Source organism: Kutzneria sp. NPDC051319 (assembly GCF_040682195.1).
GTDB lineage: Bacteria > Actinomycetota > Actinomycetes > Mycobacteriales > Pseudonocardiaceae > Kutzneria.
Window position 1 is genome coordinate 186,594 of record NZ_JBFBAM010000009.1, and the last position, 21,247, is coordinate 207,840.

Below are 21,247 nucleotides of genomic sequence, written 5' to 3' on the forward strand. Positions count from 1 at the left end.
CTGCGAACGTCAAATTGCGCGACCCCCGGCGTTAGCGCCGGGCGGATGGCAGACTCGGGACACCCCCCACTTCAGGAGGTGTCGTGGACCTGGCGTTCACCCTCGCCCTGCACCGTGCGGTCGACCCCGATCCGGACAACGATCTGTGTTGGTCGCCGTTCTCGGTGCTGTCCGCGCTCGGACTGACCGCGGAGGCAGCCGAGGGCGTCAGCCGCGACGAACTCGTCGGCGCTCTGCTCGGTGACCCGGCGGCCGGCGCCAAGGCTGGCGACCGCGCGGGCGAGTTGCGGGCGCAGGCCGCGCAGCTGGCGGCGGCGGCCGAACTGGACGACACGGGGCAGGGCGATCCGCCGGTGCTGGCCGTGTCCAACACGCTGTGGGCGGTGGAGGACCTGCCGATCCGGCGCGAGTTCGCCGAGGAGCTCACGCGCTGGCCCAACGGCTCGGTGAAAGGCGCGCCGTTCGCCGACGCGCCCGAGGACGCCAGGAAACTGATCAACACCGACGTCGCGGAGACCACGCGCGGCCTGATCCCGGAGCTGATCCCGCCGGGCAGCATCAAGCCGATGACGGTCGCCGCACTGGTCAACGCCCTGTACCTGAAGGTCGCCTGGCACCACCCGTTCACCGAGGGGGCCACCACGCCCCGGCCGTTCCACGCGCCGACCGGCACGTACGAGCCGCCGAGCATGCGGCAGACCAAGCGCCTCGGCTATGGCCACCGTGACGGCTGGCAGGTTGTCGTGCTGCCGGCGGCCGGCGGCGTGGACGCCGTGCTGCTGGTGCCGGACGCGCCGCTGACCGAGGCCGAGCCGGCGCTCGACGGCGCCAGGCTGGCCGAGCTGCTCGGCACGGCGTCGTCGCAGCGGGTGCAGCTGACCATGCCGAAGATCAACGTCAGCACCCGGGCCAGCATCAAGCACCCGCTGCTGGACCTGGGCGTGCACCTGCTGTTCAAGCCCGGGCAGGCCGGGCTGACGCGGCTGTGCCCCGATCCTCGGCTGTACGTGGACGACGTGCTGCACGAGTCGGTGCTGAAGTTCGACGAGCAGGGCCTCGAAGGGGCCGCCGCGACCGCCATGATCATGCGGTCGATGTCCATGTCCGTGCCGACGGACCCGATCGTCGTGGACGTGGACCGGCCGTTCCTGGTCGTCGTGCGGCACCGGGAGACCGGGGTGCCGTACTTCGTCGCGCGGGTCGTGCATCCGTAACTGTCACACTTGCCGCCGGCTCCTCGTCCCCTGGACATGACGAGGATTCCTGTGGTGAGCAAGGACAAGGCGGGACTGCTGGCCCGTGGCGTGTTCTGGATGGCCAAGCGCCGCTACGGAGCGGTGCCCGAGCCGTTCGGCGTCATTGCCCGGCATCGAGGGCTGCTCACGGCCGGGGCCGTGCACGAGCTCGCGGTCGAGCGGACCGCGACGAAGCTACCGGTGAGCTTGCGGCACCTGGTGCAGTACCGCGTCGCGGTGGTGCTGGGCTGCTCGTGGTGCATCGACTTCGGCACCATGCTGCAACGGCTGGACGGGCTGGACATCGACCGGCTGCGCGAGATCGACGCCTATGAGACGTCGCCGCGTTACACCGACATCGAGCGCAAGGCGCTGGCCTATGCCGACGCGATGACCGCCACGCCGACCACGGTCACCGATGAGCAGGTGGCGGAGCTGGACGCCGAGCTGGGGCACGTCGGCGCGATCGAGCTGACGTACCTGATCGCGCTGGAGAACCAGCGCAGCCGGCTCAACCACGCGCTGGGCATCGTCGACCAGGGTTTCACCTCGGGTGAGGCCTGCCGCGTGCCGCGCGTGTGAGATCAGGGCTGGGGCGTCTCGTCGAACTCGATGTGCGTGAGCTTGTCGGGGTTGGCGATGTCGTACATGGCGACGATCCGGCCGTCGCGGATGGCGAAGGCGCTGACGCGGGGATCAGGACCGTGGCCGGCCGGCAACACCAGGCCGAGGTCCCCGTTGACCAGGCCGAAGCGGTAGGCGGCAAGCGTTTGCGGGCCGTACATGGCGCGGAGCCCGAGCAGGAAGCGGGCGATCTTGTCGTGGCCGGTGATGACGTTGAGGGTGGTGCGGGCGCGGCCGCCGCCGTCGCCGGTGAAGGCGGCGGAGGGGTGCAGGACGCGGAGCAGCTGGTCGAGGTCGCCGGTGGCGACGGCGGCCAGGAACTCGGCGAGGACGGTGCGCTGGGTGTCGAGGTCGACGCGCGGGGGCACGTCGGCGTCCTCGACGATGCGGCGGGCCCGTGAGGCGTGCTGGCGGGCGGTGGCGGGGGTGCAGCCGAGGGTGTCGGCGATCTCCGGGAAGGGCACGCCGAAGGCGTCGTGCAGGACGAAGGCGACCCGCTGTTCGGGGGTGAGGGTGTGCAGGACGACAAGGGCGGCCATGCGCATGCCGTCGTCGCGCACGATGACGTCCAGGGGATCGCTGCCCTCGGCGGGTGTGACGAGCGGCTCGGGCAGCCACGAGCCGACGTAGCGCTCCCGTTGCGAGGCGGCGGACTTGAGCTGGTCGAGGCAGATCCGGCCGACGACCGTCGTGAGCCACGCGCGCAGGTCGCGGATGCCCTCTGGGTGCGCGGACAGGCGCAGCCACGCCTCCTGGACGGCGTCCTCGGCGTCGCCGAACCGGCCGGTGATGCGGTACGCGACGCCGACCAGGTGGGTGCGGTGGGCGGTGAACGCGGCGGCCAGGTCGTCGGGGACGGACATGCCGTGGATCCTGCCGCATGGGTGGCCGCCTACACTCGGGTGTTGTGGCAGGACGCATCCGGGACAGTGACATCGCCGAGGTGCGCGACCGCAATCGGATCGACGAGGTGGTCGGCGAGTACGTCGCACTGAGCAGGGCCGGCGGCGGCGCGCTGAAGGGGCTGTGCCCGTTCCACGACGAGAAGACCCCCTCGTTCAACGTGCGGTCGACGCACGGCACCTTCCACTGCTTCGGCTGTGGCGAGGGCGGGGACGTGATCGCCTTCGTCATGAAGATCGATCACCTCAGCTTCGTCGAGTCGGTGGAGCGGCTCGCGGAGCGGGTGGGCCTGCAGCTGACGTACGAGGGCGGCGGCGCCAGCGTGCAGCGGGACCGTGGCACCCGCAGCCGGCTGCTGGAGGCGCACCGCGCGGCGTCGGAGTTCTACATGGAGCAGCTGCGTACGCCGGACGCCCTCAAGGCGCGGGAGTACCTCGCGGAGCGGGATTTCGACGAGGCGACGGCGACCCTGTTCGGCTGTGGTTTCGCGCCGGCCGGCTGGGACCTGCTGACCAAGCACCTGCTGGGCCGCGGCTTCGTGCTGGAGGAGCTGTACAAGGCGGGCCTGTCGCGGGAGGGCCAGCGCGGCCCGATCGACCGGTTCCACCGCCGGCTGCTGTGGCCGTTGAAGGATCTCGGCGGCGACGTGGTGGGTTTCGGCGCGCGGCGGCTGTTCGACGACGACCGGATCGAGGCGAAGTACGTCAACACGGCGGAGACGCCGATCTTCAAGAAGTCGCAGGTGCTGTTCGGCATCGACATGGCCAAGCGGGAGATCGCGCGGCGACACCAGGTGGTGGTGGTCGAGGGCTACACGGACGTGATGGCCATGCACGCCTCGGGCGTGCCGACGGCCGTCGCCTCGTGCGGCACGGCGTTCGGCAGCGACCACATCTCGGTGCTGCGCCGGCTGCTGATGGACGACTTCGAGTTCCGCGCCGAGGTCATCTTCACCTTCGACGGCGACGCGGCCGGCCAGAAGGCGGCGCTCAAGGCGTTCGACGACGACCAGCAGTTCTCCGCCAACACCTACGTCTGTGTCGCGCCGGACGGCATGGACCCGTGCGAGCTGCGGCAGCAGAAGGGCGAGGCGGCCGTCCGGGACCTGGTGGCCCGCCGTCAGCCGCTGTTCACCTTCGCCATCAAGGCCTTGCTCACCGAGCACGACCTGGACACCGCCGAGGGACGCGTCGAGGGGCTGCGCCGGGCGGTGCCGCTGGTCGCCCGGATCAAGAACCACTCGCTGCGGGACGAGTACGCGCGGCAGCTCGCCGGCTGGGTGGGTTGGGAGGACACCAACACCGTCGTGCGGCGGGTGCGGGAGTCGGCGGGCGGTGCCGAGCCGGTGCGCCGGGGTCGCCGGGTGCAGCAGCCCGACCCGGACCAGAGTGCCCTCGGGCTGGACGTCGCCGGGCCGGCGCGGCCGCGACGGGACGATCCGGCGCTGTGGTCGCAGCGGGAGGCGCTCAAGATCGCCTTGCAGGCGCCGGCACTGGCCGGGCCGTACTACGACTCGCTCCCCGAGGACGCCTTCGCCGATCCGGCCTACCTTGAGGTGCACCGGGCGATCATCGCCGCCGGCGGGGCCTCGTGCGGCATCTCCGGGCCGGCGTTCGTGGACGCCGTGGGGCAGCAGCTGCAGCACCAGAGCCTGCGGTCGCTGCTGACCGAGCTGGCGGTCGATCCCGTCCAGGTGAAGTCCGAAGTGGACATCCGCTATGTCGAGGTGATCGTCGCGCGGCTGCAGGAGACGTTGGTGGCCAAGCAGGTCGCCGAGCTGAAGTCGCGGTTGCAGCGGCTGTCGCCGGTGGAGCACGAGGCCGAGTACCGGGAGCTGTTCGGCGACCTGGTGGCGCTGGAGCAGTACCGGAAGGCGTTGCGCGAGCAAGGGATCGGTGCGTATTGAGCTGGCTGCGCCGCAAGCTGACCGGCCTGCCCGAGGGCTTCGCCGGCCAGCTCGACCCGAACGAGAGCGTGGCGGCCAGCGGCACGTCCGGCGGTGAGCTGGTGGTGGCGACGTCGCTGGGGCTGTGGCTGCCCGGCGCCGAGCGGCTCGGCTGGCATCTGATCAGCAAGGCGACGTGGGACGGCAGCGCGCTGACCGTCATCGCGGCCGTGGAGACCGGCACGGCCGGGTCGGCCGTCCTGCTGGCCGACCAGCCGCCGCGGCGGCTCCCGCTGGAGCAGCCGGGCAAGCTGCCGCAGGCCGTGCAGCGGCGGGTGACGCAGTCGGTCGTGGACCGGCACCGGCATGAGCTGCCGGGCGGCGGCGCGTGGTTCGTGCGCCGTCGGGTGCCCGGCCGGGACGGGACGATTCTCCAGGTCAGGCCCGATGCCGGCGCCGATCCGGCGGCGGTGGCCGCATTGGCGGAGAAGGTCGCCGCCCGGCTGGTCTGAGGCTGCCCGATCGGACACGAGGTCTGGTGGCGGAGCCGTAGGTGCGCTATAAAAGACGTACGTACGGTTTGCGAGGAGGCGGCGATGTGGGATCCCGACAAGTACCTGGCGTTCGGCGACCACCGGGCCCGGCCGTTCCATGACCTCGTCGCGCGGATCGGGGCCGAGGCGCCGCGCCGGGTCGTCGACCTGGGCTGCGGGCCGGGCAACCTCACGGTGACGCTCGGTGAGCGCTGGCCCGGTGCGGCGCTGGAGGCGTCGGACTCCTCGCCGGAGATGGTCGCGGCCGCGCGGGAGCGGGGAATCGACGCCGCGGTGATGGATGTCAACGACTGGAAGCCGCGGGCCGACACCGACGTGGTCGTGACGAACGCGGTCTTGCAGTGGGTGCCCGGCCACGCGGCCCTGCTGAGCCGGTGGGCCCGCGAGCTGCCGGCTGGGGCATGGCTGGCGATGCAGGTGCCCGGCAACCACTTCTCCCCGTCGCACACGACCATCCGTGAGGTCGCCGGCCGCCCGCAGTGGCAGCGTGAGCTGGCGGAGCTCACGCTGCGCGAGCCGCTGGCGGTGCTGGACCCGGCCGGCTACGCCGACGTGCTGGTCGAGGCCGGCTGCGAGGTCGACGCGTGGGAGACGACCTACCTCCAGCGGCTGTCCGGGCCCGACCCCGTGCTCGAATGGGTGACCGGCACGGCCTTGCGGCCGATCAAGTCCACCCTCGACGAGGACCACTGGCAGGAATTCCGTGCCGAGCTGGCCGTCGAGCTGCGCAAGGCCTACCCGCCCCGGGCCGACGGCACCACCTGGTTCCCGTTCCGCCGCGTGTTCGCCGTGGCCCGGGTGCGATCTTGATCACTCCCCGTCGTTGCCCAGCTTGGCCCTGACCACACCCGCGACCCCCTGCACCGCCGGGTGGTCCTTGAGTCGGCGGTACGCCCGCACCAGCTGGTCGTACCGCTCTCTACCTGCGCGAGCTCCCAGCACGTAGCCGACAGCAACACCCAGCAGGAAAGCCTTCATGGTCGGTTCCTCCGCATCGCCGTCACGCCGAGCTGACCCCCTGTGCGTACCCGCTGGAGGGGGGTGTGTGAAACCCCCTCGCCGGCATGCGCTAGAGTTATCTCAGTCGAGCGGGAGACCGAACGACGGCGAACAACAGAACATTCCTCCATAGCTCAATTGGCAGAGCATGCGACTGTTAATCGCAGGGTTGCTGGTTCGAGTCCAGCTGGAGGAGCTGTTATAGCAGGTGAGGGCCCGTCCACAGTGGACGGGCCCTTCGCCGTTCGGGACCATCCCTTCCTTAACCCTTGTGATTGCCGGCGGGGTCCGTGGGCGGGACCACCTGCTCCATGACCTCCGCTGCGCCGGTACGCCGGACCCGCCGCTTGAAGTAGTTGTCCTGGGTCATCGACACCTTCGCGTGGCCCAGCTGGTCAGCGGCGGCCCGCGCGGACAGACCGGCGTCGTCCATCATCGAGGCCACCGTCTTGCGCCACACATGGCTGTTCATCCACGGGTAGCCGGCAGCCTCGAACGCCTCTTTCAGGTCTGCGCTGGTGTTGGACGGATCACGCAGCCCGCCCATGGGCGCGGTGAAGACGACGTCGGCCGGCGACGCGTTCGCAGGCTTACGGCGGCGCAACTGCTCACGCAGCCAGTTCGGCAACTCCAGCGTCCGGAAGCCCTCGTCGCTCTTGGGCGCGGGCTTGATGTACAGGCCCTGCCCGGTCACGCGAACCACCGTTCCCCGAATCTCGACCTCGGCAGGTGCGGAATCCAGGTCCAGGGCGTCCCAGACGACGGCCGCCGCCTCTCCGATGCGCATTCCGGTGCCCAACATCATGTCAGCGAGGTCCGGTAGATCCCGCCGAATGGCGACTTCGTCGGCCGCGATCCAGGCTCGCAGATCCTGCGCCTGATCGAGTTCCAGCGCCCGTGCAGCCTTCTTGTTCTTTGCCGCGCGGATCCGCTCGATCTCGTGCGCAGGGTTGTGGTCGTACACATCGTGGCGCGTTGCGAGGCCCAACACCCCACTGATCACGGTTCGGGCGAGTTTCGCCGTTCCGCTGCCGTGCTTGTCTTTGACCGCTTTCACGACCTTGTCCACACGAGACACCGTGACCTCACCGAGGGCCAGCTGACCGAGCGCCGGGAGGACCTGGTTGTTCAATCGGTCCCTGTAGAGCCGGGCCGTGCCAGGCGACTTATGCCCCTCGTCCACCTCAGTCTGAATCGCCGCGAACCACATCTCCGCGACCGCAGCGAACTTGCTCTCCGAAGTGATCTCGTTCTCGAAGTCAACGCGCTTGCGGTCCCTGAGCGCCTCCTTGAGACTGGCGATCGCAGCCGCCTTCGACCTGCCGACCCGTTCAACCGGCCGAGTGACACCGTCGAAGTCGCGATAGTTCGTAACGGCCCGGACCTTGCCCGATTCCGTCGGCTGCGTCCAGATCTCGCCGTACGTGCCGATAGGCAGCCTTGGCCGGCCCATCACGCCACGTCCGTCGATAGGTCCCGAAACCACTCCCGCACCTCGTCGGGGAGGTAACGGACGTGCTTGCCGACCCGCCGGCCGGGCGGACCGTAGTTCTTAGTCCTCCACTGGTAGATCGTCTGTACGGGGATGTCGAGATACTCGGCGACCTCTTTCGGTCCCCACGTCTTGTCATCCATGTCGCTACCTCCCTTCCTGTGTTGGCGAGATGATGTTGCGCAGTCCCTCGGCGATTGCCGCTGCGAGTTCTCGTTCCTCGTCGGAGTCGTAGCCGACCGAGACGAAGTTCCATGAGTTGACGACCAGCGCGGTCGGGGTGACGTAGATCTTGCTGCCGTCCAAGCCGAGGTACTCGACGCCCTCGTCGTCCTCGATTCCCAGTGCTGCCAGCGTTTCCGTGCGTCGGAACGCGGCTTGGGTGTGGCGGATCTCCCGGAAGGTCGTGGAGTAGCGGCGGGACTTGGTGAGGAAGTGGCCTCGGAATCCGAGCATGTGCGCCCAGCGGCGCAGTTTGAGCCCGTCCTTGGGATCGTTGTACATCTCCAGCCCGCCGAGGTCCCAGGCCGTTTGAATCATCCGGCGGTGGTGCTCGGTGATGCCGGTCAGCATGTCGATCGCGCCTTGGGACAACAATCGGCGGTCAATGCCGTCCACGGTGCTGCCGGTGGACTTGGTGGCGTACTTCGCGATGTAGCCGGCCAGCTTGGTCTCGCTGACCTGACCGGCCTGGTCCTCGAACTGCCCGGCCTGGTCCGGGCGGATCTCCCGAACGTCGACTTGGGAGCCCCAGGTGAGCGGCAGGACGGTGCCGCAGGGCCGCCAGGACTCGACCAGCACGGCCGCCGCAGCGGAGCGCACGCAGCCGTCCACGAGCTCGTGGGTGACCCACTTCGGGGTCGGGTCGTGTGCGCCGTCGTGGCCGTCGATGCGGATCACCGCGTGGAAGTGGACCAGGCCCCGGCGCTGGTACTCGGCCACCTTGGCGTAGGAGACCCGCAGTTGCGCGGTCAGGGCCGCCTCGGACAGGTTGCCGGCGCGGGCCAGATGGCGGCGCAGGGTGATCACGAACCGGTGCCACAGCGCTCCGGCGTGGGCCTGCCACAGGACCGCGCCTTCGTAGTCGTAGGTGTCCGGGTCGACGGCGGTCCCGAGCCGGGTGTCATCGGGGTGGTGGAACTCCCCGCAGCGGCACGGGATCTGACGTCCACGGCGGGAGGTCCGGCGGCCGTGGACGGTGCCGAAGCTGGGGGCGGTGAGGGTGACGAACTGGCGGGGCTTGGCAGTCACCGAGACCGGGACGCCCTTGCCCTCGTCGCCGGCCAACCCGGAGTGCATCAGGTGGAACGCGTCGGCCGCGTACCGGTCGGCGCAGGCCGGGCAGACCGAGGCACGGCGGGTGCCACAGGGCACGAAGATGTGCCCGGACCGATGCGCCAGCGCATGTGCCTTGGTGGTGGGCGAGAGCGGGAACGGGTTGGACTGCGGCGTGGCCAGGATCGTGGTCGAGCCGGTGAGGTGGATCGGGCGGGCGCAGCCCCGCACGGCGGTGACCTTATCGCGCCAGGTTCCGAAGTCGGCGCGGCGGATCCGCCCGGCCAAGCGGTCGTCCAGTGTGGACGTCATGGTGTACCCCCAGTTGTTGCGGGACAAGGACTTGCGGGATGGATCAGTGACGGTCGGTCATGGTTACCGTGGCCGGCCACAGGGCGTCGGTGTCGACACCGAGGTAGCGCAGCGCGCCGGACAGGCTGCGGTACAGCTCGATCGCGGCCCGGACGTCGGCGGAGATCGTGAGCCTGAAGACCGGTCCGTCGGGGACGGCCTGGTGGCCGATGTCGACGAGCACGCGTTCGCGCACGGTGGAGCAGGAGGCGGCGAGGAAGGCTGGGATGACTTCCCCGACCATCAGCGGTGGGTCGACCGGCGCGGGTGCCTGCGGTGTGGCGCCCATGGCGTTGCGGGCGTCGTCGGGGGTGGCCCAGCGGCAGCCCTCCAGCGCCCGGCCCGAGTTGCGATGGACCGGCACGTCGGCGGTGTCGATCACGACGTCGGGAAGGCTGCCGATGACGCCCTCGTCGGTCCAGAACACCGCGCGGGCCTGTTGCCATCCGCCGTCGTCGCGGTCGTACCAGCGTTCCCAGACGGTGCCGTCGGGGTGGATGAGTAGTTCTGGGGCGTCCTGGGTGGTCGTCATCACGAGCCCTTTTCGGTGGGGTGAGAGACGGTTCGGGGCACGATCCGGTGTGGACCGTGCCCCGTGATCTGCTGTTGTCAGTGCGAGTTCTGGACGGCGGACTCCAGCAAGCTGTAGTCGTGCGCGAGTTCGGCGCAGACCTGGTTGGCTCGGGTGACGTTGGCGTTGCTGAGCGGCTTCACGACCATGGGTGTCGCGCCCCTGCACTCCACGTGAATGCCGTCGCCGTCGTACACGGCCTGCCCTGAGGTCAGCGGGACCTGCGCGCCAGGTCCGGTCGGGCTCGTGGTGCCGATGGCGTTGCAGGCGTGGGCCGTGCCGCCGACCGCGAGTGCGATCAAGGCGCTGGACAGTGCCAGTTTCAGTGCCATTACCATTCCTTTTCTGTCGTCGAGGAAGGCGGGGCGCAACCGGGTGTGGCTGCGCCCCGCTGGTATGTCTGATGTGGACCGATCAGGCCGCGTCGGCCAGAGACGCCGCGAGTTGGGCCGCGTAACCCTCGGGAACCCGCAACGCGGACCGGATGTCCTCAGGCGTGAGGGACCGGCCGAGGTCAGCGCGAAGGTCGACCAGCTTGGTTCGCATCGCGTCCGGGATCGCAGACCGCGACGGCGTAGCCGCAGCAGCCACGGCCGGTCGTGCGGGCGCGGGCGTGGTGGCCGACACCGGTTCGATGGCGGGCGAGGTGGTCGTCTGGGGAAGGCGCGGATTGCTCTCCCGGACCACTGCGGCCGTGACTCCGGCAGCCGCCTTGGGGGTGTGGCGTTCCTTGGCCTTGGTGAACCCCGTCTGGATCAAGGGCATGACCTCGGCGACGAGGAACACCACGATCGGAATCACGATGTGCACGAACACCGAGCCGGGCGTCACCTGCTCCCCAGAGCCGGCCCTCGGCCACAGGGTGGGCACGACGTTCATCACCAGCGTGGACCCGAGCAGGACCCGCTTGAGCCATTGCACGGGGCCGGTGGTCTTGTCCGGCCGGCCGGTGGGGATCGCGACGCCTCGGCTGAGCATCTCCGATTCCCAGCGCAGCAGGGTAATCAGCAGCGCGGCGAGCGCGGGTTCAACCAGCCAGCAGCCCCACCACATCGGGTCGCTGATCGGCTTGTCGCCGGCCAGGAAGTCGTGGACACCGACGGTGGTGAACCCGAGCCCGGCCGCCAGGCCCCACCACATGGAGCGGGTGACGGACACGCGGAGCCTTTCCAGGGCGACGATGTGGCGGAGCGGGTCCTCCGACAGCGCGTGCAAGTCGTGCGCCTCGTGCAGTTCGGCCCGGAGCTTGCGGACCCGGTCGGTCTCGTCCGGTGTGGACTGTTCGGTGCTGGTGCGGTGGGACATGACGCTTCACCTCCCTGGTGACGTGGACGGGGATGACAACTGGTTGCGGGCTCAGCCCTGGTTGCGGGGCGCGTAGATGTCGCGCATGAAGTCGTAGCCCTGTTTGGTGACCGTCAGCAGGTGCACGGTGACGGGCTCGGTCTTCTTGAAGTCCAGGTAGCGGGTGATCGTCCCGGTCTCCTCGGTGATGTAGCCGAGGTTGATCATGATGGACACCTGTTCGGCGTCCAGTGCGGAGCAGGGCACGGCCTTGCGGTGCTGGCCGTCGATGCGGTACACGGCGTCTCGGCCGTTCTTGCCGCGCCCCAGCCAGTGCCGCGAGATTTGCGCGATCAGGTTCCGTTGGTGCTGCCAGAAGTCCTTCTTGGACAGTTCGTACACCGTCGACACGTTCGGCATGGCGTTCTTCTTCTCCTTACGAGCGTTCACTTTGTGGGCCTTCCAGGGACTGCGCGTCGAGCAGCTGCCGCAGGTAGCGGCGGCCACGTGGGGTCAGGTTCAGCGGCACCATGGCGACCCGGCCGCGTTCGGGGACCGGCAGCCTGCACTCGGTGTCGGGCGCGTCGGTGGTGACGCATCCGCTGGCCATGAGCTCCACCAGGCACTGCTCGTGCGTGCGGGGCGCGCGGGTGGCGGTGATGTCGGTCCGCAGGTACGGCGGGCCGGTGGCCGAGGTGGGGATGAAGTAGCGGACCGCGTTCGTCCACACCAGACGGTTGGTGACGAACGCGATCTCGTCGCGGGTCGCCGGCAGTGGTGGTGTGTCACTCATCGCTCTTCAGCGCCTTGACCACAGCCGTCACGAGGATCACCAGCACGATGCCGGCAGCGACGGCGATTCCGGGGCTCGCGATCAGGGCGACCACGCCGAGGGCGGCCAGCGCGAGCATGCCGACCCCGATCAGCCGGCCGACCGCGCGCCAGGACAGCTCGAACATCAGGAGCAACTTCATGGCAGGTTCTCCGATCAACTCAGGGGATGCGGGGTGACGGTGGTAGTGCTCAACAGGGCGGTCATCACGCGGCCTCGGCCGCAGGCTTGGGCGGGTAGTGGATGGCGTGCCGCGCGGCGGCGGTCAGCCCGCCGACGACGCCGGAGGGGAAGCGGCGACGGTTGCCGGTGTGCGACTCCCAGGCCAGCTGATCGGTGCCGCACAGGTCTCGCACGGGGCAGCCGGCGCACACCTGCTGGGCCTCGCCGATGCGGTGCTGGTCCTCGAACATCTCCGGATCGGTGCCGGTGCAGGCGGCGTCGGTGCGCCAGGCGGGCTGCCGTCCGGAGCGGCCGAACAACGCCATCATCAGGGCCTTGTGGCCCGCGTAACGGGCGTCCACGTTGTTCATGCCGCCACCCCCAGGGAGGAGACGCTGGGGGCCGACAGGACCGCGTTCAGGACCGTCTCGGTGACCGGGCTGACGACCTCGGTCGGGACCAGGTGGCCGGCCAGGTGACCCGACACCGTGTGCCGCTGGTAGTCCATGGTGCCGCCCAACTCGCGGATGTCCGCGCCGGCCGAGATCTCCAGGGTTGCGGCGCCCATCCGGGCCGACAGGATCACCGCGAGGTAGCCCGAGGGCCACAGCACCCAGCGCAGTGACACGCCATCCAGGTTCGGGATCCAGGCCATCAGGTTGCGCACGCGCTGGCGTCCCTGACCCGCGCCGTAGTCGATCGCGACCGTGGGCCCGATGTCCGACAGGGTGATGGTGTTGGGGCGCGGCAGGTTCTGCGAGCGGATGTGCGACCGCAGCCGCCACAACAGGCGGTCCATGTGCCGGGTGCCCGACTGATGGGCAAGAAGTGCGCGCATGACGATCAGCCCCCTTCCAGAGGGTGAGAGTGGTTGGTGTGCAACAGGTTCTGGTATCCCCGGTCCAACTCGAATGGACGGCCCGACCACGTTCATCACGGGGCGGGGACAGTAAGCCGCGGGAAGGTCAGGCAACCGAGCGCAGGTGGCCTCGGCTGCCGGTGACGAACTCGATCAGCTCGGTGATGTCCCGGTCGCTGGTGTAGGCGGCCCGGACACGGCGCGGGGTCTTGGTCTTCTCCCCTTGCGCGTAGCCGATCCCGATGAACTCATCACCCAGCGGGATGTCATCGGCCACCGCGCCCCGCTCGCGGGCGTCCTCACCGAGCACCATGTTCGGTTGCGTCGGGGAGGAGACCCGCAGGCAGATCCGCGACGGGAACAGGTCCCGGAACTCGATCACGTCTTTGCCCGGGTCCACCGTGGTCACCACCATGGAGTGGTGCGTGGTGCGGCCCATGGACGCGATCCGGGCCAGCTTGGAGCTGATGCCCCGAGCGCTGGAGTCCTCGGTGAACGCGACCAGCGACGCCACCTCGTCCACGATCAGCACGTTGAGCGGAAACTCCTCACTGATTGGCACCGACCGCACGCCCATCTCCATGATGCGGCGCTGGGTGCGCTCCATGTCGGTGATGTAGTCGTCCAACAGTTCAAGGCACGCTCCGCCGTCGCCGCCCTTCTCCACGGTGGCGTAGGCGTGGCCGTTGACCGTGATCGGCTTGAGCGCGGCGAACTCCAGCTGTTTCGGGTCGATGATCCAGACCTTGCACAGGCCGTCGCGGATCATCGGGGCCAGGCCCCGCAGCAGTGCGAGCGGGATGGAGTTCTTGCCGGAGCCGACCGCGCCGGCCACGAGCAGGAACGACGAGGTGCCCACCAGCGACTCGGTCCACTCGTTGCCGAACTCGTCCTCACCCACGTACAGCCGGGCGGGGTCGACCTCTTTGGAGTGCTGTGGCATCTCTGGTGCGGGGATGACCTCGGTGAACGGCTCGGTGCGCTGCACGATCATCACGAACCGGCCCCGCGTGAGCGGCTCCAGTGCGACCCGCTCCGCCCGCAGGCTCGCCGTGATGTCGTCCAAACGGGACTCGAACGCCCGGATGGACTGGCCCTTGGCGGGGTGGACGTGCACGAGGTCGACGTGCGGGCTGAACGCCTGCACCTTCACCACACGCGGGTACATCGTGATGCCCTTGCGGCGATGCTCCTTGGACAGGTCCGTGGCGTCGCACAGGTCCCGCCACTTCACGCCCATGTACGGCCCGGCCCACCGTCGCCAGGCGGCCCGGACACGCGGGGCGGCGATGCTGTCGAACGAGTCCGGGTGTCCCCGGTACCAGGCCGTGACTCCCAGCGCCAATGCGCCGGTCACCGAGCCGGCCCCGATCGAGCCGAAGTGGCTCAGCAACTCCAGCTCGCCGGTTCCGAACATGGTGGGCATGGCGACCATGCTGGGGTGGCGGATGGCCCAGCGGATCGCGCGGATCTCCGGACCGATCCCCCGCCGCGAGCCGTTGTTGGTGTTCTTGCTCATTGTCGTTCCCTCCCAGGGCAAACGGGTGGTTGCGGATCTCGGTGATCCCGCCGTCCCTGGACAGGCCCAACGGTTCGGTGGGGGGTGTCCAAGGACAGCGCCAGCACCGGAACCGAAGTCGTAGCTACTTGTCGTCGAAGTGGCCGTACTCGACCAAGATGGCCAAGCGGGTCAGCTCACCGACGGTGTGAGCGATGTCCATCGTGACCCAGTGACCGACGCCGTTGCTGCGGTCTTCGGCGGTCGGAAACGCGTGCTCGTACGCGGCCTGGATCTGTTGGGTCAGGATGGAGATCCTGTTCTCCGTGCTTGTGGTCAGCTTGCTCACTGGCGTTCCTTCCTGTGTGGACGGTGCTCCCGCCGTACCTGGACGTGACCGTGAGGGCGTCCAGGGACAGCGCCAACACCGACCGTCTGACACTTAAGCGTCAAGCGGTGGGAGTGTTCTGCGGTCTGCTACTCGTCGATGGCCGCGTGACGGGCCCAGCGCAGCTCGGTGTGCAGCGTGGCCAGCGCGCGAGCGAGAACCTTGTGGCTGCCAGCGAACGCCGCGACCGGGATTCCCCGCATCGAGCGCTTGAGCTGGGCCATGGCCTCGTCCATCTCCGTCGTGAGCCGGTCGATGCTGTTCATCGGTCACACCGTCCAATCTTTGGTCGTCAGCGTCGTCTCGTGCCTCTTGCAGTCCTCGGAGAATCCGACGAGCTTGTCCCGGACACCCTTGACGAGCTTGAGCAAGTCGTCCTGGCTGGCCAGGCGGTACGTCCGGCCCTTGACGCGAGGGTTCATCCGCCGGATCTCGCGCTCCGCCACCGGCAGTGTGGACACCAGGACCTCAACGCAGGTCAGCATGGTGTCGTACTTGCGCTTGGCCCGCCGCAGCATCATCTGTTTCACGGTCTTCTTCGGCATGGTGCTATGCGCTCCTTCGTGTTGCGTTTCCGTTGCTGGGCAACGGCTTGAGGGCGTTCCATCGACTGAGCATGATTCGGGTGTTCCTGGGCACCAGGACCGACTGGCCGGTCTTCTCGCCGTAGCGGGTCTGGAACCGGTGGTTGCCACCGACCGTGACCAGCTTCTTGGTGATCAGCTGGTGCAGCGCGTCGGCCTCCCAGAAGATCAGCGGCCGGACGATGCCGTCCTCGCCGAGGCGGTGCGGCTGACCGGTCGGGCCGATCAGCACGTACGGACGCGAGCTGATCGCGTACTCCAACACCTTCTTGATGGTCTCCATGTTGTTGACCACCTTCGGCGGTTTCTTGGCGGTCGACGTGTCCTCGATCGTGTTGCCGAACAGGTCCTCACTCACGACCGTCACCTCCCGTCATGTCGCCCACGACGTTGGCCCACAGGACCAGCGACGGGCCGTCCATCTCCAGCAGCGACACGGCCACCGTCACCTCGTTCAGGACCGTGTCCCTGCCGTCGCTGGTGCTCATGAGCTCGGGCCAGTTCTCGACCACGCGCCGCAGCGCGGACCGCAGGAAGCCCCGGGCGAAGTGCAACGCCTCGTCAGGGTTGTCGATGTTCACGCCGCGTCCTTTCCGGTCGGGTTGGTGTACGGCGGCCGGTTCGGGTTGCGGCGGGTCGACAAGGCCACAACCTTGTTGCCGGTCCGCGTGGTGAGCAGTCCGGCGACCCGGTACGGGTTGGGCGCGTCCTCGTCCCCCGCAGCCGGGGTGATGCGGACGAGCGTCAACGTGGTGCGTGCCATCCTTTTTCTCCATTCCAGTTGCGGAAACACGGCCGGCCCCGGGCACACGCTCGTGTAGACACGTGGTCCGGGGGCGACCGAATCCCCCGGCGCACAACGACTTCGTGCGCCTGAGATCAGCCGGATTTAGGCATGGCTCTATCCACTGTGGAGTTCTCAAAGAACAAGAAGCGCAACGGTTTACGGCGCGCGTCATCGCGAGAAGACGCCTTCCAACGCTGTGCTAGTGCCTGTGGCCCGACTTGAACGGGGCGGCCCCACCGCGATCTCCTGGGGGCACAGGCGAAGCTGTCAGGCGGCGGTGCGGGCCGCCATGTGGGGGGACTCGGGCGTCAGGCCCTCGGCGACGAAGGACCAGCCGACGTAGCCGATCGCGTCCTCGGTGCCGGTGTCCCGGCGGGCGTTGCGGTGCGGCATCGCGGTGATGCTCACCGACAGGTTCCGCAGGCTCACGTACTGGCCTTCCTCGAAGTCCGAGCCGGGGTCGCTGGTCAGGGTGACCTTGACTTCCTCGCCCTTCTGTCGGTAGCCGTCCGCCGAGGCCTTCTTCTTGCAGAACAGCGTCACCGTGTACTTGGGGTCGTCGGTGCCGAAGATCGTGTCCGGGATCAGGATCTCCCGGCCGTTCTCCTTGGTCTTGCGCATCTTCATCTCGGGCGCCTCCACGATCATCAGGCGGTAGCCGTCCAGGATGGCGGGGATGTTCTTCAGCATCGGATGTCATCTCCTCAGTTGTACTTCCTGGCTAGCCAGGCGGTGTGATGACCAATCTGCCTTACCTGGCTAGCCATGTCAACACCGGACTGTAAAGTCACCCGTCTTGGCTAGTCAGGTGTACTCTGACCTGCATGCCTGCTGATGTGGACGACCTGGACGACCTGGACCCAGACGACACGCGTCCCGTGTCGGAGCAGCTCACGAGCTTGTTGCGGGCTGCGATCCTCACGCGCAAGTTCGAGCCGGGGGACAAGTTGCCTTCGCAGCCCGCCCTCGCTCAGCGGTACGGCGTCGCACGCGAGACCGTCAAGCGCTCGCTTGAGCCTCTCCAGTCGGAACGGCTGATCATCAGTCGCCAGGGGAGTGGGGCCTACGTCCGTGCGCAGACCCAGAAGCCGGTAGGTCTGCGGCCGCACATCGAAGCGGCGTTCGAGCGAGAGGACGTCACGATTGACTTCGCTGGCTTCTCAGGGGAGACACTGAACAACACGATTGCTGAGATTCTCGACAAGGTTCGTGCGGGGCGTCTTACTCCTCAAACTCTTGCTGTTCGAATCTTGCTTTCTGACACTAACGTGCCGCTTGCGCTGCCTCGGCGAAGCGATATTGAGGAAGACGACCCCGCTGTTCGAAAGCGTTCGGGTCGTATTACGCGCCGGGCGGTCGAAGGGATTGTCGAAGCCGTAGCGGAACTTGAAGACCTCGGCTTGCTGAATTCAACCAAGGCTGAGGTTCGTGTGCACAGTGCCTCGCCTCTTTTTAAGCTCTACATCATTAATGGCGAAGAAGCCTTCTTTGGCTTCTATCCTGTTCTTAAGCACACTGTCACCATCGACAAAAAGCCCGTGCCGATCTTCGATCCTATGGGCAAAGATGCTGCACTCTTTCATTTCTCGGTCGCCGACGACAGCGGTTTGCCGGGCAAGAGCTATGTGGAGGAAGCGCAAACTTGGTTCAACTCTGTGTGGGACACGATCAGTCGCGAGTACGCCGAATGACATCAGCTGGCGACCTCATGCTTGCGGCGCAAGGTCTTCTTCTCGACTTTGATGGACCCGTCTGCTCCGTTTTTGCTGGCTGGGCAGCGTGTGACGTCGCTGCGCACCTTCGTGACCGTATCGCCAAGCAAGGCGTGGATGTACGCCCTGTAGACGTAGAATCGGATCCGCTCGCTATCCTTGTTTGGATCGGCGAGCGGCATCCTGACCTTGTTGAGTCGGTTGAAACCTGGTTGTGCCTTGCGGAAGAATCTGCGGTACGTACTGCCGAACCTGCGAACTATTCCGATGCTCTGATAAGGTCTTCTTTTCGGAGTGGCAGGCCGGTTGCCATCGTGAGTAATAACTCGGCGGGTGCAATTCGTCTATACCTCGAATCCCGAGATCTTTTGCGGTATGTAGCAGTAATTTCAGGGCGTGAATTCGCTAGGCCGGATCTGATGAAACCACATCCGAATTCACTGTGTGTCGCCGCTGATGGCCTGAATTTGTCGCCTCATGATTGCTTACTGGTAGGTGACAGTGTCACGGATGTGGTCGCGGCGAAGTCTGTCTCCGCGCGGTCCGTCGGCTATGCCAATCGTGTGGAGAAGGTCCAGAAGCTGGCCGACGCCGGTGCCGATGCCGTGGTCACAACGCTCGAACCGCTTGCCCTCGCGGTCGCTGGCGACTAGGCGGACGTCACGTGCCTAGGCACTCGTTCATAGTTTCTTTTCTCCATCAAGGCGGCCCCCTCACGGGGGCCGCTGGTCGTCCATGCCCAAGCCGGCCGCTCAGCCCTTATCCGGCCTCGTCACTTTGCGGTCGCGCCAAGGGGACCTCCGGCCCCCGGCGCGCCGCGTAGGCCGGGGGCACGCGGCCGGCATAGACGACCAGCGGAAGATCCCCCCGCGAGGAGCCCGCAGCGGCAAGCCGCGGGAAGGTGTCCAGTCCAAAGAGGACGCTCGCCGCTAGGCAGGCCAACAGGATGGCGGGGGAGTAGAGCCGGCTGCGGTTCGGGCGTGACCTTGACCGTGCCATCCCATCGACCTCCCCGAGGGCAATCACACGCGTCAAGGGGGCCGACCCAGCCCAAGCCACCGGACAGCGGGTAAGTGCCCCCTTGACACGCGTGATCGGGCTGCGCCAGGTCGACGGGATGGCACGGAGGCCCTCCCTTGTGGGTGAGGAGTTCTCGGAAATGGCGGTTTACCTGCGGATATATCTTGACGATTAAGTGTCAAAGAGCTAGAATGGAGATACAACAAGCAAGGTAGGGGAGGCGCCAGCGATGTCCGCACCAGCCGCTACGCTCACCACCATTACCACGCAACTCGTGTCCGCATTCGAAGCAGCCTGGCGCGCTATCCAGCAGCGCCACCCCGACGTGCCCGAAGTGGTCGTGACCTTCGGCTCGGGGACGCTGGGCATGAAGGCCGGCCAGACCCGCCTCGGACACTTCGCGGCCGCGCGCTGGCAGCACGGGGAGCAGCAACTCCCGGAGTTGTTCATCTCCGGCGAGGGCTTGCAGCGGGGCGCGCTGGAGGTGCTCGGAACGCTGCTTCACGAGGCCGCTCACGGCCTGGCCCACGTTCGCGAGATCAAGGACACCTCCCGGCAGGGCCGGTACCACAACGCCAAGTTCAAGGCGCTGGGCGAGGAGCTGGGCCTCACGCTCGCCGAGGACATGACCATCGGGTGGAGCCTCACGACCGTCCCGGAGACGACCGCCAACGCATACGCGGCGGAACTGGACGAGCTGGGCGCTGCCCTTGTCGCCTGGCGCTACGCCGAGGTGAACGCGACCGGCAAGAAGAAGAGCACCAACTTGGCCGTCGCCGTATGCGCCTGCTCCCGCAAGATCCGTGTCGCCCGCACCACGCTGGCCGAGGCCCCGATCACCTGCGGCGCGTGCGGCTGCGCCTTTACGACGGCGGACGGCGACGAGTAAGGGAGAAGGATCTTGCATGCCTGGAGTGAATGTGTCAAATGACGCATTCGATTTCGCTATGGTGCGGTAGGACTGTCCGTCATGCCCCTACCCCACTCACTGATGCGTCGCCGTAAACGAGACAGTGTCTTCCTGCTGCCCCTGGGAATTCACATAGCGCTCGTGCTCGTGGTGGCTATGGCCTCTACCGCGTTCATTGGAATCCTTATATGGTTCGCCCTGGGGCGGCCATTGCTGGAAAGCGGTACGTGGACGACTAGTAACAGTTTCGATCTCGCCAAGATTGTACTTTCCGTTGCCGGCGGGATTGGAGCGGTCGTTGCCCTTGTTGTTGCCTACCGTAGGCAGCATCTTAGTGAGGCTGCCGAGCGTCGTGAAGATGCAAAGCTCTTTGCAGAGCGATTTACCAAAGCTGCCGACCAATTGGGTTCGGACAAGGCTCCGGTGCGGCTGGCGGGAATGTATGCACTAGAAGGTCTGGCGCAGGGCGCGTCAACGCAACGTCAGACCATTGTTAATGTGTTGTGTGCATATCTGCGAATGCCTTATGCTCCGCCAGATTTCTCATTCTCGGAAAATTTGGTCGATTCTGCGAAGGTAGTTTCCGGTGGTGCATTGACATTTGGACTGGGGAGCGTTGTTGGCGACAATGTGACACAGGCGACGCAATCCGAGTGCGAACAAGAACGGCAAGTGCGGCTAACCGCACAGCGTATCATTGCCGCGCATCTCGGCGCTCGCTCTGGTGAAGCGTTGTGGGAGGGCGTTGATTTGGACCTAACTGGGGCCACACTCCTGGACTTCAATCTAGCCTATTGTCGGGTGCGCACTGCCAACTTCACGGGGACGACTTTCGTTGGCGCGACGTGGTTTCGGGGCGTAGAGGTTGACGGTTACGCTTGGTTTGGTGGGGCGGCGTTCAATGGGATGGCGGTGTTTGTTGGTGCGAGATTTGAGGGAAGCGCGAACTTTTCTGAAGCGCAGTTTAGGGATTATGTAGGGTTTGGTGAGGCGAAGTTTGGCGACGTGGCCTTTTTTGATGATGTTCAATTTGACGCTGGCGTTAAATTTGGCGGGGCAACATTTGGCGAGTATGTCAAATTTGACCAAGCGATCGTTCGGTTGGATACTTCATCTACGGTGGAGCGTATTTGGCCGGACGGCTACACTGTCGAGGTGGGTGAGGAGTCATCTCATCCCTTGGGGCGTGAAGGCCGTTGGGGGAATGTAGTCAGTATCGCCGATAGCAGTGAATCGTGATGTCGCCCTGATCGCGCCTTGTCAACCTACGGCAACTGCTCCCCAGCTGAAGATAGCTAGCCATCAGTGCAAGGCGGTACCGT

Annotated in this window: 30 protein-coding genes and 1 tRNA gene; 10 read left to right on the forward strand and 21 right to left on the reverse strand. The window is 67.0% G+C overall.

Annotated elements, in window-relative coordinates; genetic code table 11:
* Nucleotides 1-83 precede the first annotated feature (83 nt).
* Nucleotides 84-1,214, forward strand: coding sequence for a serpin family protein (locus AB0M73_RS11995; protein WP_363890137.1), 1,131 nt, complete (start codon nt 84-86; stop codon nt 1,212-1,214).
* A 36-nt stretch (nt 1,215-1,250) separates the two neighbouring features.
* Nucleotides 1,251-1,817: a carboxymuconolactone decarboxylase family protein gene (locus AB0M73_RS12000; protein ID WP_363890139.1), complete on the forward strand. Its 567-nt coding sequence runs from the start codon at nt 1,251-1,253 to the stop codon at nt 1,815-1,817.
* Nucleotides 1,818-1,819: 2 nt separating this feature from the next.
* Here AB0M73_RS12000 and AB0M73_RS12005 read toward each other — a convergent pair whose 3' ends face one another.
* The gene (locus AB0M73_RS12005) at nt 1,820-2,722 is read right to left on the reverse strand and encodes a sigma-70 family RNA polymerase sigma factor (protein ID WP_363890141.1); all 903 of its coding nucleotides are present in this window, start codon (nt 2,720-2,722) and stop codon (nt 1,820-1,822) included.
* Nucleotides 2,723-2,766: 44 nt separating this feature from the next.
* Here AB0M73_RS12005 and dnaG point away from each other — a divergent pair, with 44 nt between their 5' ends.
* The 3 genes from dnaG to AB0M73_RS12020 all read left to right on the forward strand — a co-directional run bounded on the left by dnaG (nt 2,767) and on the right by AB0M73_RS12020 (nt 6,011).
* Nucleotides 2,767-4,668: a DNA primase gene (dnaG, locus tag AB0M73_RS12010; RefSeq protein WP_363890144.1), complete on the forward strand. Its 1,902-nt coding sequence runs from the start codon at nt 2,767-2,769 to the stop codon at nt 4,666-4,668.
* The gene (locus AB0M73_RS12015) at nt 4,665-5,159 is read left to right on the forward strand and encodes a hypothetical protein (RefSeq protein ID WP_363890145.1); all 495 of its coding nucleotides are present in this window, start codon (nt 4,665-4,667) and stop codon (nt 5,157-5,159) included. The genes dnaG and AB0M73_RS12015 overlap by 4 nt, the downstream gene beginning before the upstream one ends.
* Nucleotides 5,160-5,243: 84 nt before the next feature.
* Nucleotides 5,244-6,011: a trans-aconitate 2-methyltransferase gene (locus tag AB0M73_RS12020; RefSeq protein ID WP_363890146.1), complete on the forward strand. Its 768-nt coding sequence runs from the start codon at nt 5,244-5,246 to the stop codon at nt 6,009-6,011.
* Here AB0M73_RS12020 and AB0M73_RS12025 read toward each other — a convergent pair whose 3' ends face one another.
* On the reverse strand, nt 6,012-6,179 hold the full coding sequence (locus AB0M73_RS12025) for a hypothetical protein (protein ID WP_157494573.1): 168 nt from the start codon (nt 6,177-6,179) through the stop codon (nt 6,012-6,014).
* Between the two features lie 144 nt (nt 6,180-6,323).
* On the opposite strand from AB0M73_RS12025, the gene AB0M73_RS12030 reads away from it, so the two are divergent.
* A tRNA-Asn gene (locus AB0M73_RS12030) sits at nt 6,324-6,396 on the forward strand.
* Nucleotides 6,397-6,462: 66 nt separating this feature from the next.
* Here AB0M73_RS12030 and AB0M73_RS12035 read toward each other — a convergent pair.
* From AB0M73_RS12035 to AB0M73_RS12125, 19 genes are all read right to left on the reverse strand, one after another.
* Nucleotides 6,463-7,686 (reverse strand): site-specific integrase, encoded by a 1,224-nt coding sequence (locus AB0M73_RS12035; protein WP_363890147.1) that lies wholly within the window; start codon nt 7,684-7,686, stop codon nt 6,463-6,465.
* The gene (locus tag AB0M73_RS12040) at nt 7,653-7,835 is read right to left on the reverse strand and encodes a helix-turn-helix domain-containing protein (RefSeq protein WP_363890149.1); all 183 of its coding nucleotides are present in this window, start codon (nt 7,833-7,835) and stop codon (nt 7,653-7,655) included. Before AB0M73_RS12040 ends, AB0M73_RS12035 begins: the two co-directional genes overlap by 34 nt.
* Nucleotides 7,836-7,839: 4 nt before the next feature.
* Nucleotides 7,840-9,279 (reverse strand): replication initiator, encoded by a 1,440-nt coding sequence (locus tag AB0M73_RS12045; RefSeq protein WP_363890151.1) that lies wholly within the window; start codon nt 9,277-9,279, stop codon nt 7,840-7,842.
* A gap of 43 nt (nt 9,280-9,322) precedes the next feature.
* On the reverse strand, nt 9,323-9,850 hold the full coding sequence (locus AB0M73_RS12050; RefSeq protein ID WP_363890153.1) for a hypothetical protein: 528 nt from the start codon (nt 9,848-9,850) through the stop codon (nt 9,323-9,325).
* A 77-nt stretch (nt 9,851-9,927) separates the two neighbouring features.
* Nucleotides 9,928-10,221: a hypothetical protein gene (locus tag AB0M73_RS12055; protein WP_363890155.1), complete on the reverse strand. Its 294-nt coding sequence runs from the start codon at nt 10,219-10,221 to the stop codon at nt 9,928-9,930.
* 82 nt (nt 10,222-10,303) lie between these two features.
* Entirely contained in the window at nt 10,304-11,194 is an 891-nt protein-coding gene (locus tag AB0M73_RS12060) for a hypothetical protein (protein WP_363890157.1), read from the reverse strand.
* 51 nt (nt 11,195-11,245) lie between these two features.
* Nucleotides 11,246-11,623, reverse strand: a complete 378-nt coding sequence (locus AB0M73_RS12065) for a hypothetical protein (RefSeq protein WP_363890159.1) — start codon at nt 11,621-11,623, stop codon at nt 11,246-11,248.
* Nucleotides 11,610-11,966: a hypothetical protein gene (locus tag AB0M73_RS12070; RefSeq protein WP_363890161.1), complete on the reverse strand. Its 357-nt coding sequence runs from the start codon at nt 11,964-11,966 to the stop codon at nt 11,610-11,612. Before AB0M73_RS12070 ends, AB0M73_RS12065 begins: the two co-directional genes overlap by 14 nt.
* A complete protein-coding gene (locus AB0M73_RS12075; RefSeq protein WP_363890164.1) occupies nt 11,959-12,147 on the reverse strand; it encodes a hypothetical protein in 189 nt (62 codons plus the stop codon). Before AB0M73_RS12075 ends, AB0M73_RS12070 begins: the two co-directional genes overlap by 8 nt.
* Nucleotides 12,148-12,211: 64 nt before the next feature.
* Nucleotides 12,212-12,538, reverse strand: coding sequence for a WhiB family transcriptional regulator (locus AB0M73_RS12080; RefSeq protein ID WP_363890167.1), 327 nt, complete (start codon nt 12,536-12,538; stop codon nt 12,212-12,214).
* On the reverse strand, nt 12,535-13,005 hold the full coding sequence (locus AB0M73_RS12085) for a hypothetical protein (RefSeq protein WP_363890168.1): 471 nt from the start codon (nt 13,003-13,005) through the stop codon (nt 12,535-12,537). Before AB0M73_RS12085 ends, AB0M73_RS12080 begins: the two co-directional genes overlap by 4 nt.
* A 127-nt stretch (nt 13,006-13,132) precedes the next feature.
* Nucleotides 13,133-14,545, reverse strand: coding sequence for an FtsK/SpoIIIE domain-containing protein (locus AB0M73_RS12090; protein ID WP_363890170.1), 1,413 nt, complete (start codon nt 14,543-14,545; stop codon nt 13,133-13,135).
* 124 nt (nt 14,546-14,669) lie between these two features.
* On the reverse strand, nt 14,670-14,873 hold the full coding sequence (locus AB0M73_RS12095) for a hypothetical protein (protein ID WP_363890173.1): 204 nt from the start codon (nt 14,871-14,873) through the stop codon (nt 14,670-14,672).
* Nucleotides 14,874-15,001: 128 nt separating this feature from the next.
* Nucleotides 15,002-15,178, reverse strand: a complete 177-nt coding sequence (locus AB0M73_RS12100) for a hypothetical protein (protein WP_363890176.1) — start codon at nt 15,176-15,178, stop codon at nt 15,002-15,004.
* Between the two features lie 3 nt (nt 15,179-15,181).
* Complete coding sequence (locus tag AB0M73_RS12105) at nt 15,182-15,457, reverse strand: hypothetical protein (RefSeq protein ID WP_363890179.1); 276 nt, start codon at nt 15,455-15,457, stop codon at nt 15,182-15,184.
* A gap of 4 nt (nt 15,458-15,461) precedes the next feature.
* The gene (locus AB0M73_RS12110; protein WP_363890181.1) at nt 15,462-15,854 is read right to left on the reverse strand and encodes a hypothetical protein; all 393 of its coding nucleotides are present in this window, start codon (nt 15,852-15,854) and stop codon (nt 15,462-15,464) included.
* Entirely contained in the window at nt 15,847-16,077 is a 231-nt protein-coding gene (locus tag AB0M73_RS12115) for a hypothetical protein (RefSeq protein ID WP_363890184.1), read from the reverse strand. The genes AB0M73_RS12110 and AB0M73_RS12115 overlap by 8 nt, the downstream gene beginning before the upstream one ends.
* Entirely contained in the window at nt 16,074-16,259 is a 186-nt protein-coding gene (locus AB0M73_RS12120) for a hypothetical protein (RefSeq protein WP_363890187.1), read from the reverse strand. The genes AB0M73_RS12115 and AB0M73_RS12120 overlap by 4 nt, the downstream gene beginning before the upstream one ends.
* Nucleotides 16,260-16,550: 291 nt before the next feature.
* Nucleotides 16,551-16,973, reverse strand: a complete 423-nt coding sequence (locus AB0M73_RS12125) for a hypothetical protein (protein ID WP_363890190.1) — start codon at nt 16,971-16,973, stop codon at nt 16,551-16,553.
* A gap of 134 nt (nt 16,974-17,107) precedes the next feature.
* On the opposite strand from AB0M73_RS12125, the gene AB0M73_RS12130 reads away from it, so the two are divergent.
* The 4 genes from AB0M73_RS12130 to AB0M73_RS12145 all read left to right on the forward strand — a co-directional run bounded on the left by AB0M73_RS12130 (nt 17,108) and on the right by AB0M73_RS12145 (nt 21,164).
* Complete coding sequence (locus tag AB0M73_RS12130) at nt 17,108-17,974, forward strand: GntR family transcriptional regulator (protein ID WP_363890192.1); 867 nt, start codon at nt 17,108-17,110, stop codon at nt 17,972-17,974.
* Nucleotides 17,971-18,648, forward strand: coding sequence for an HAD family phosphatase (locus AB0M73_RS12135; protein ID WP_363890195.1), 678 nt, complete (start codon nt 17,971-17,973; stop codon nt 18,646-18,648). Before AB0M73_RS12130 ends, AB0M73_RS12135 begins: the two co-directional genes overlap by 4 nt.
* A gap of 641 nt (nt 18,649-19,289) precedes the next feature.
* Nucleotides 19,290-19,904, forward strand: a complete 615-nt coding sequence (locus AB0M73_RS12140; RefSeq protein WP_363890198.1) for a hypothetical protein — start codon at nt 19,290-19,292, stop codon at nt 19,902-19,904.
* Between the two features lie 177 nt (nt 19,905-20,081).
* On the forward strand, nt 20,082-21,164 hold the full coding sequence (locus tag AB0M73_RS12145) for a pentapeptide repeat-containing protein (protein ID WP_363890201.1): 1,083 nt from the start codon (nt 20,082-20,084) through the stop codon (nt 21,162-21,164).
* Nucleotides 21,165-21,247 lie beyond the last annotated feature (83 nt).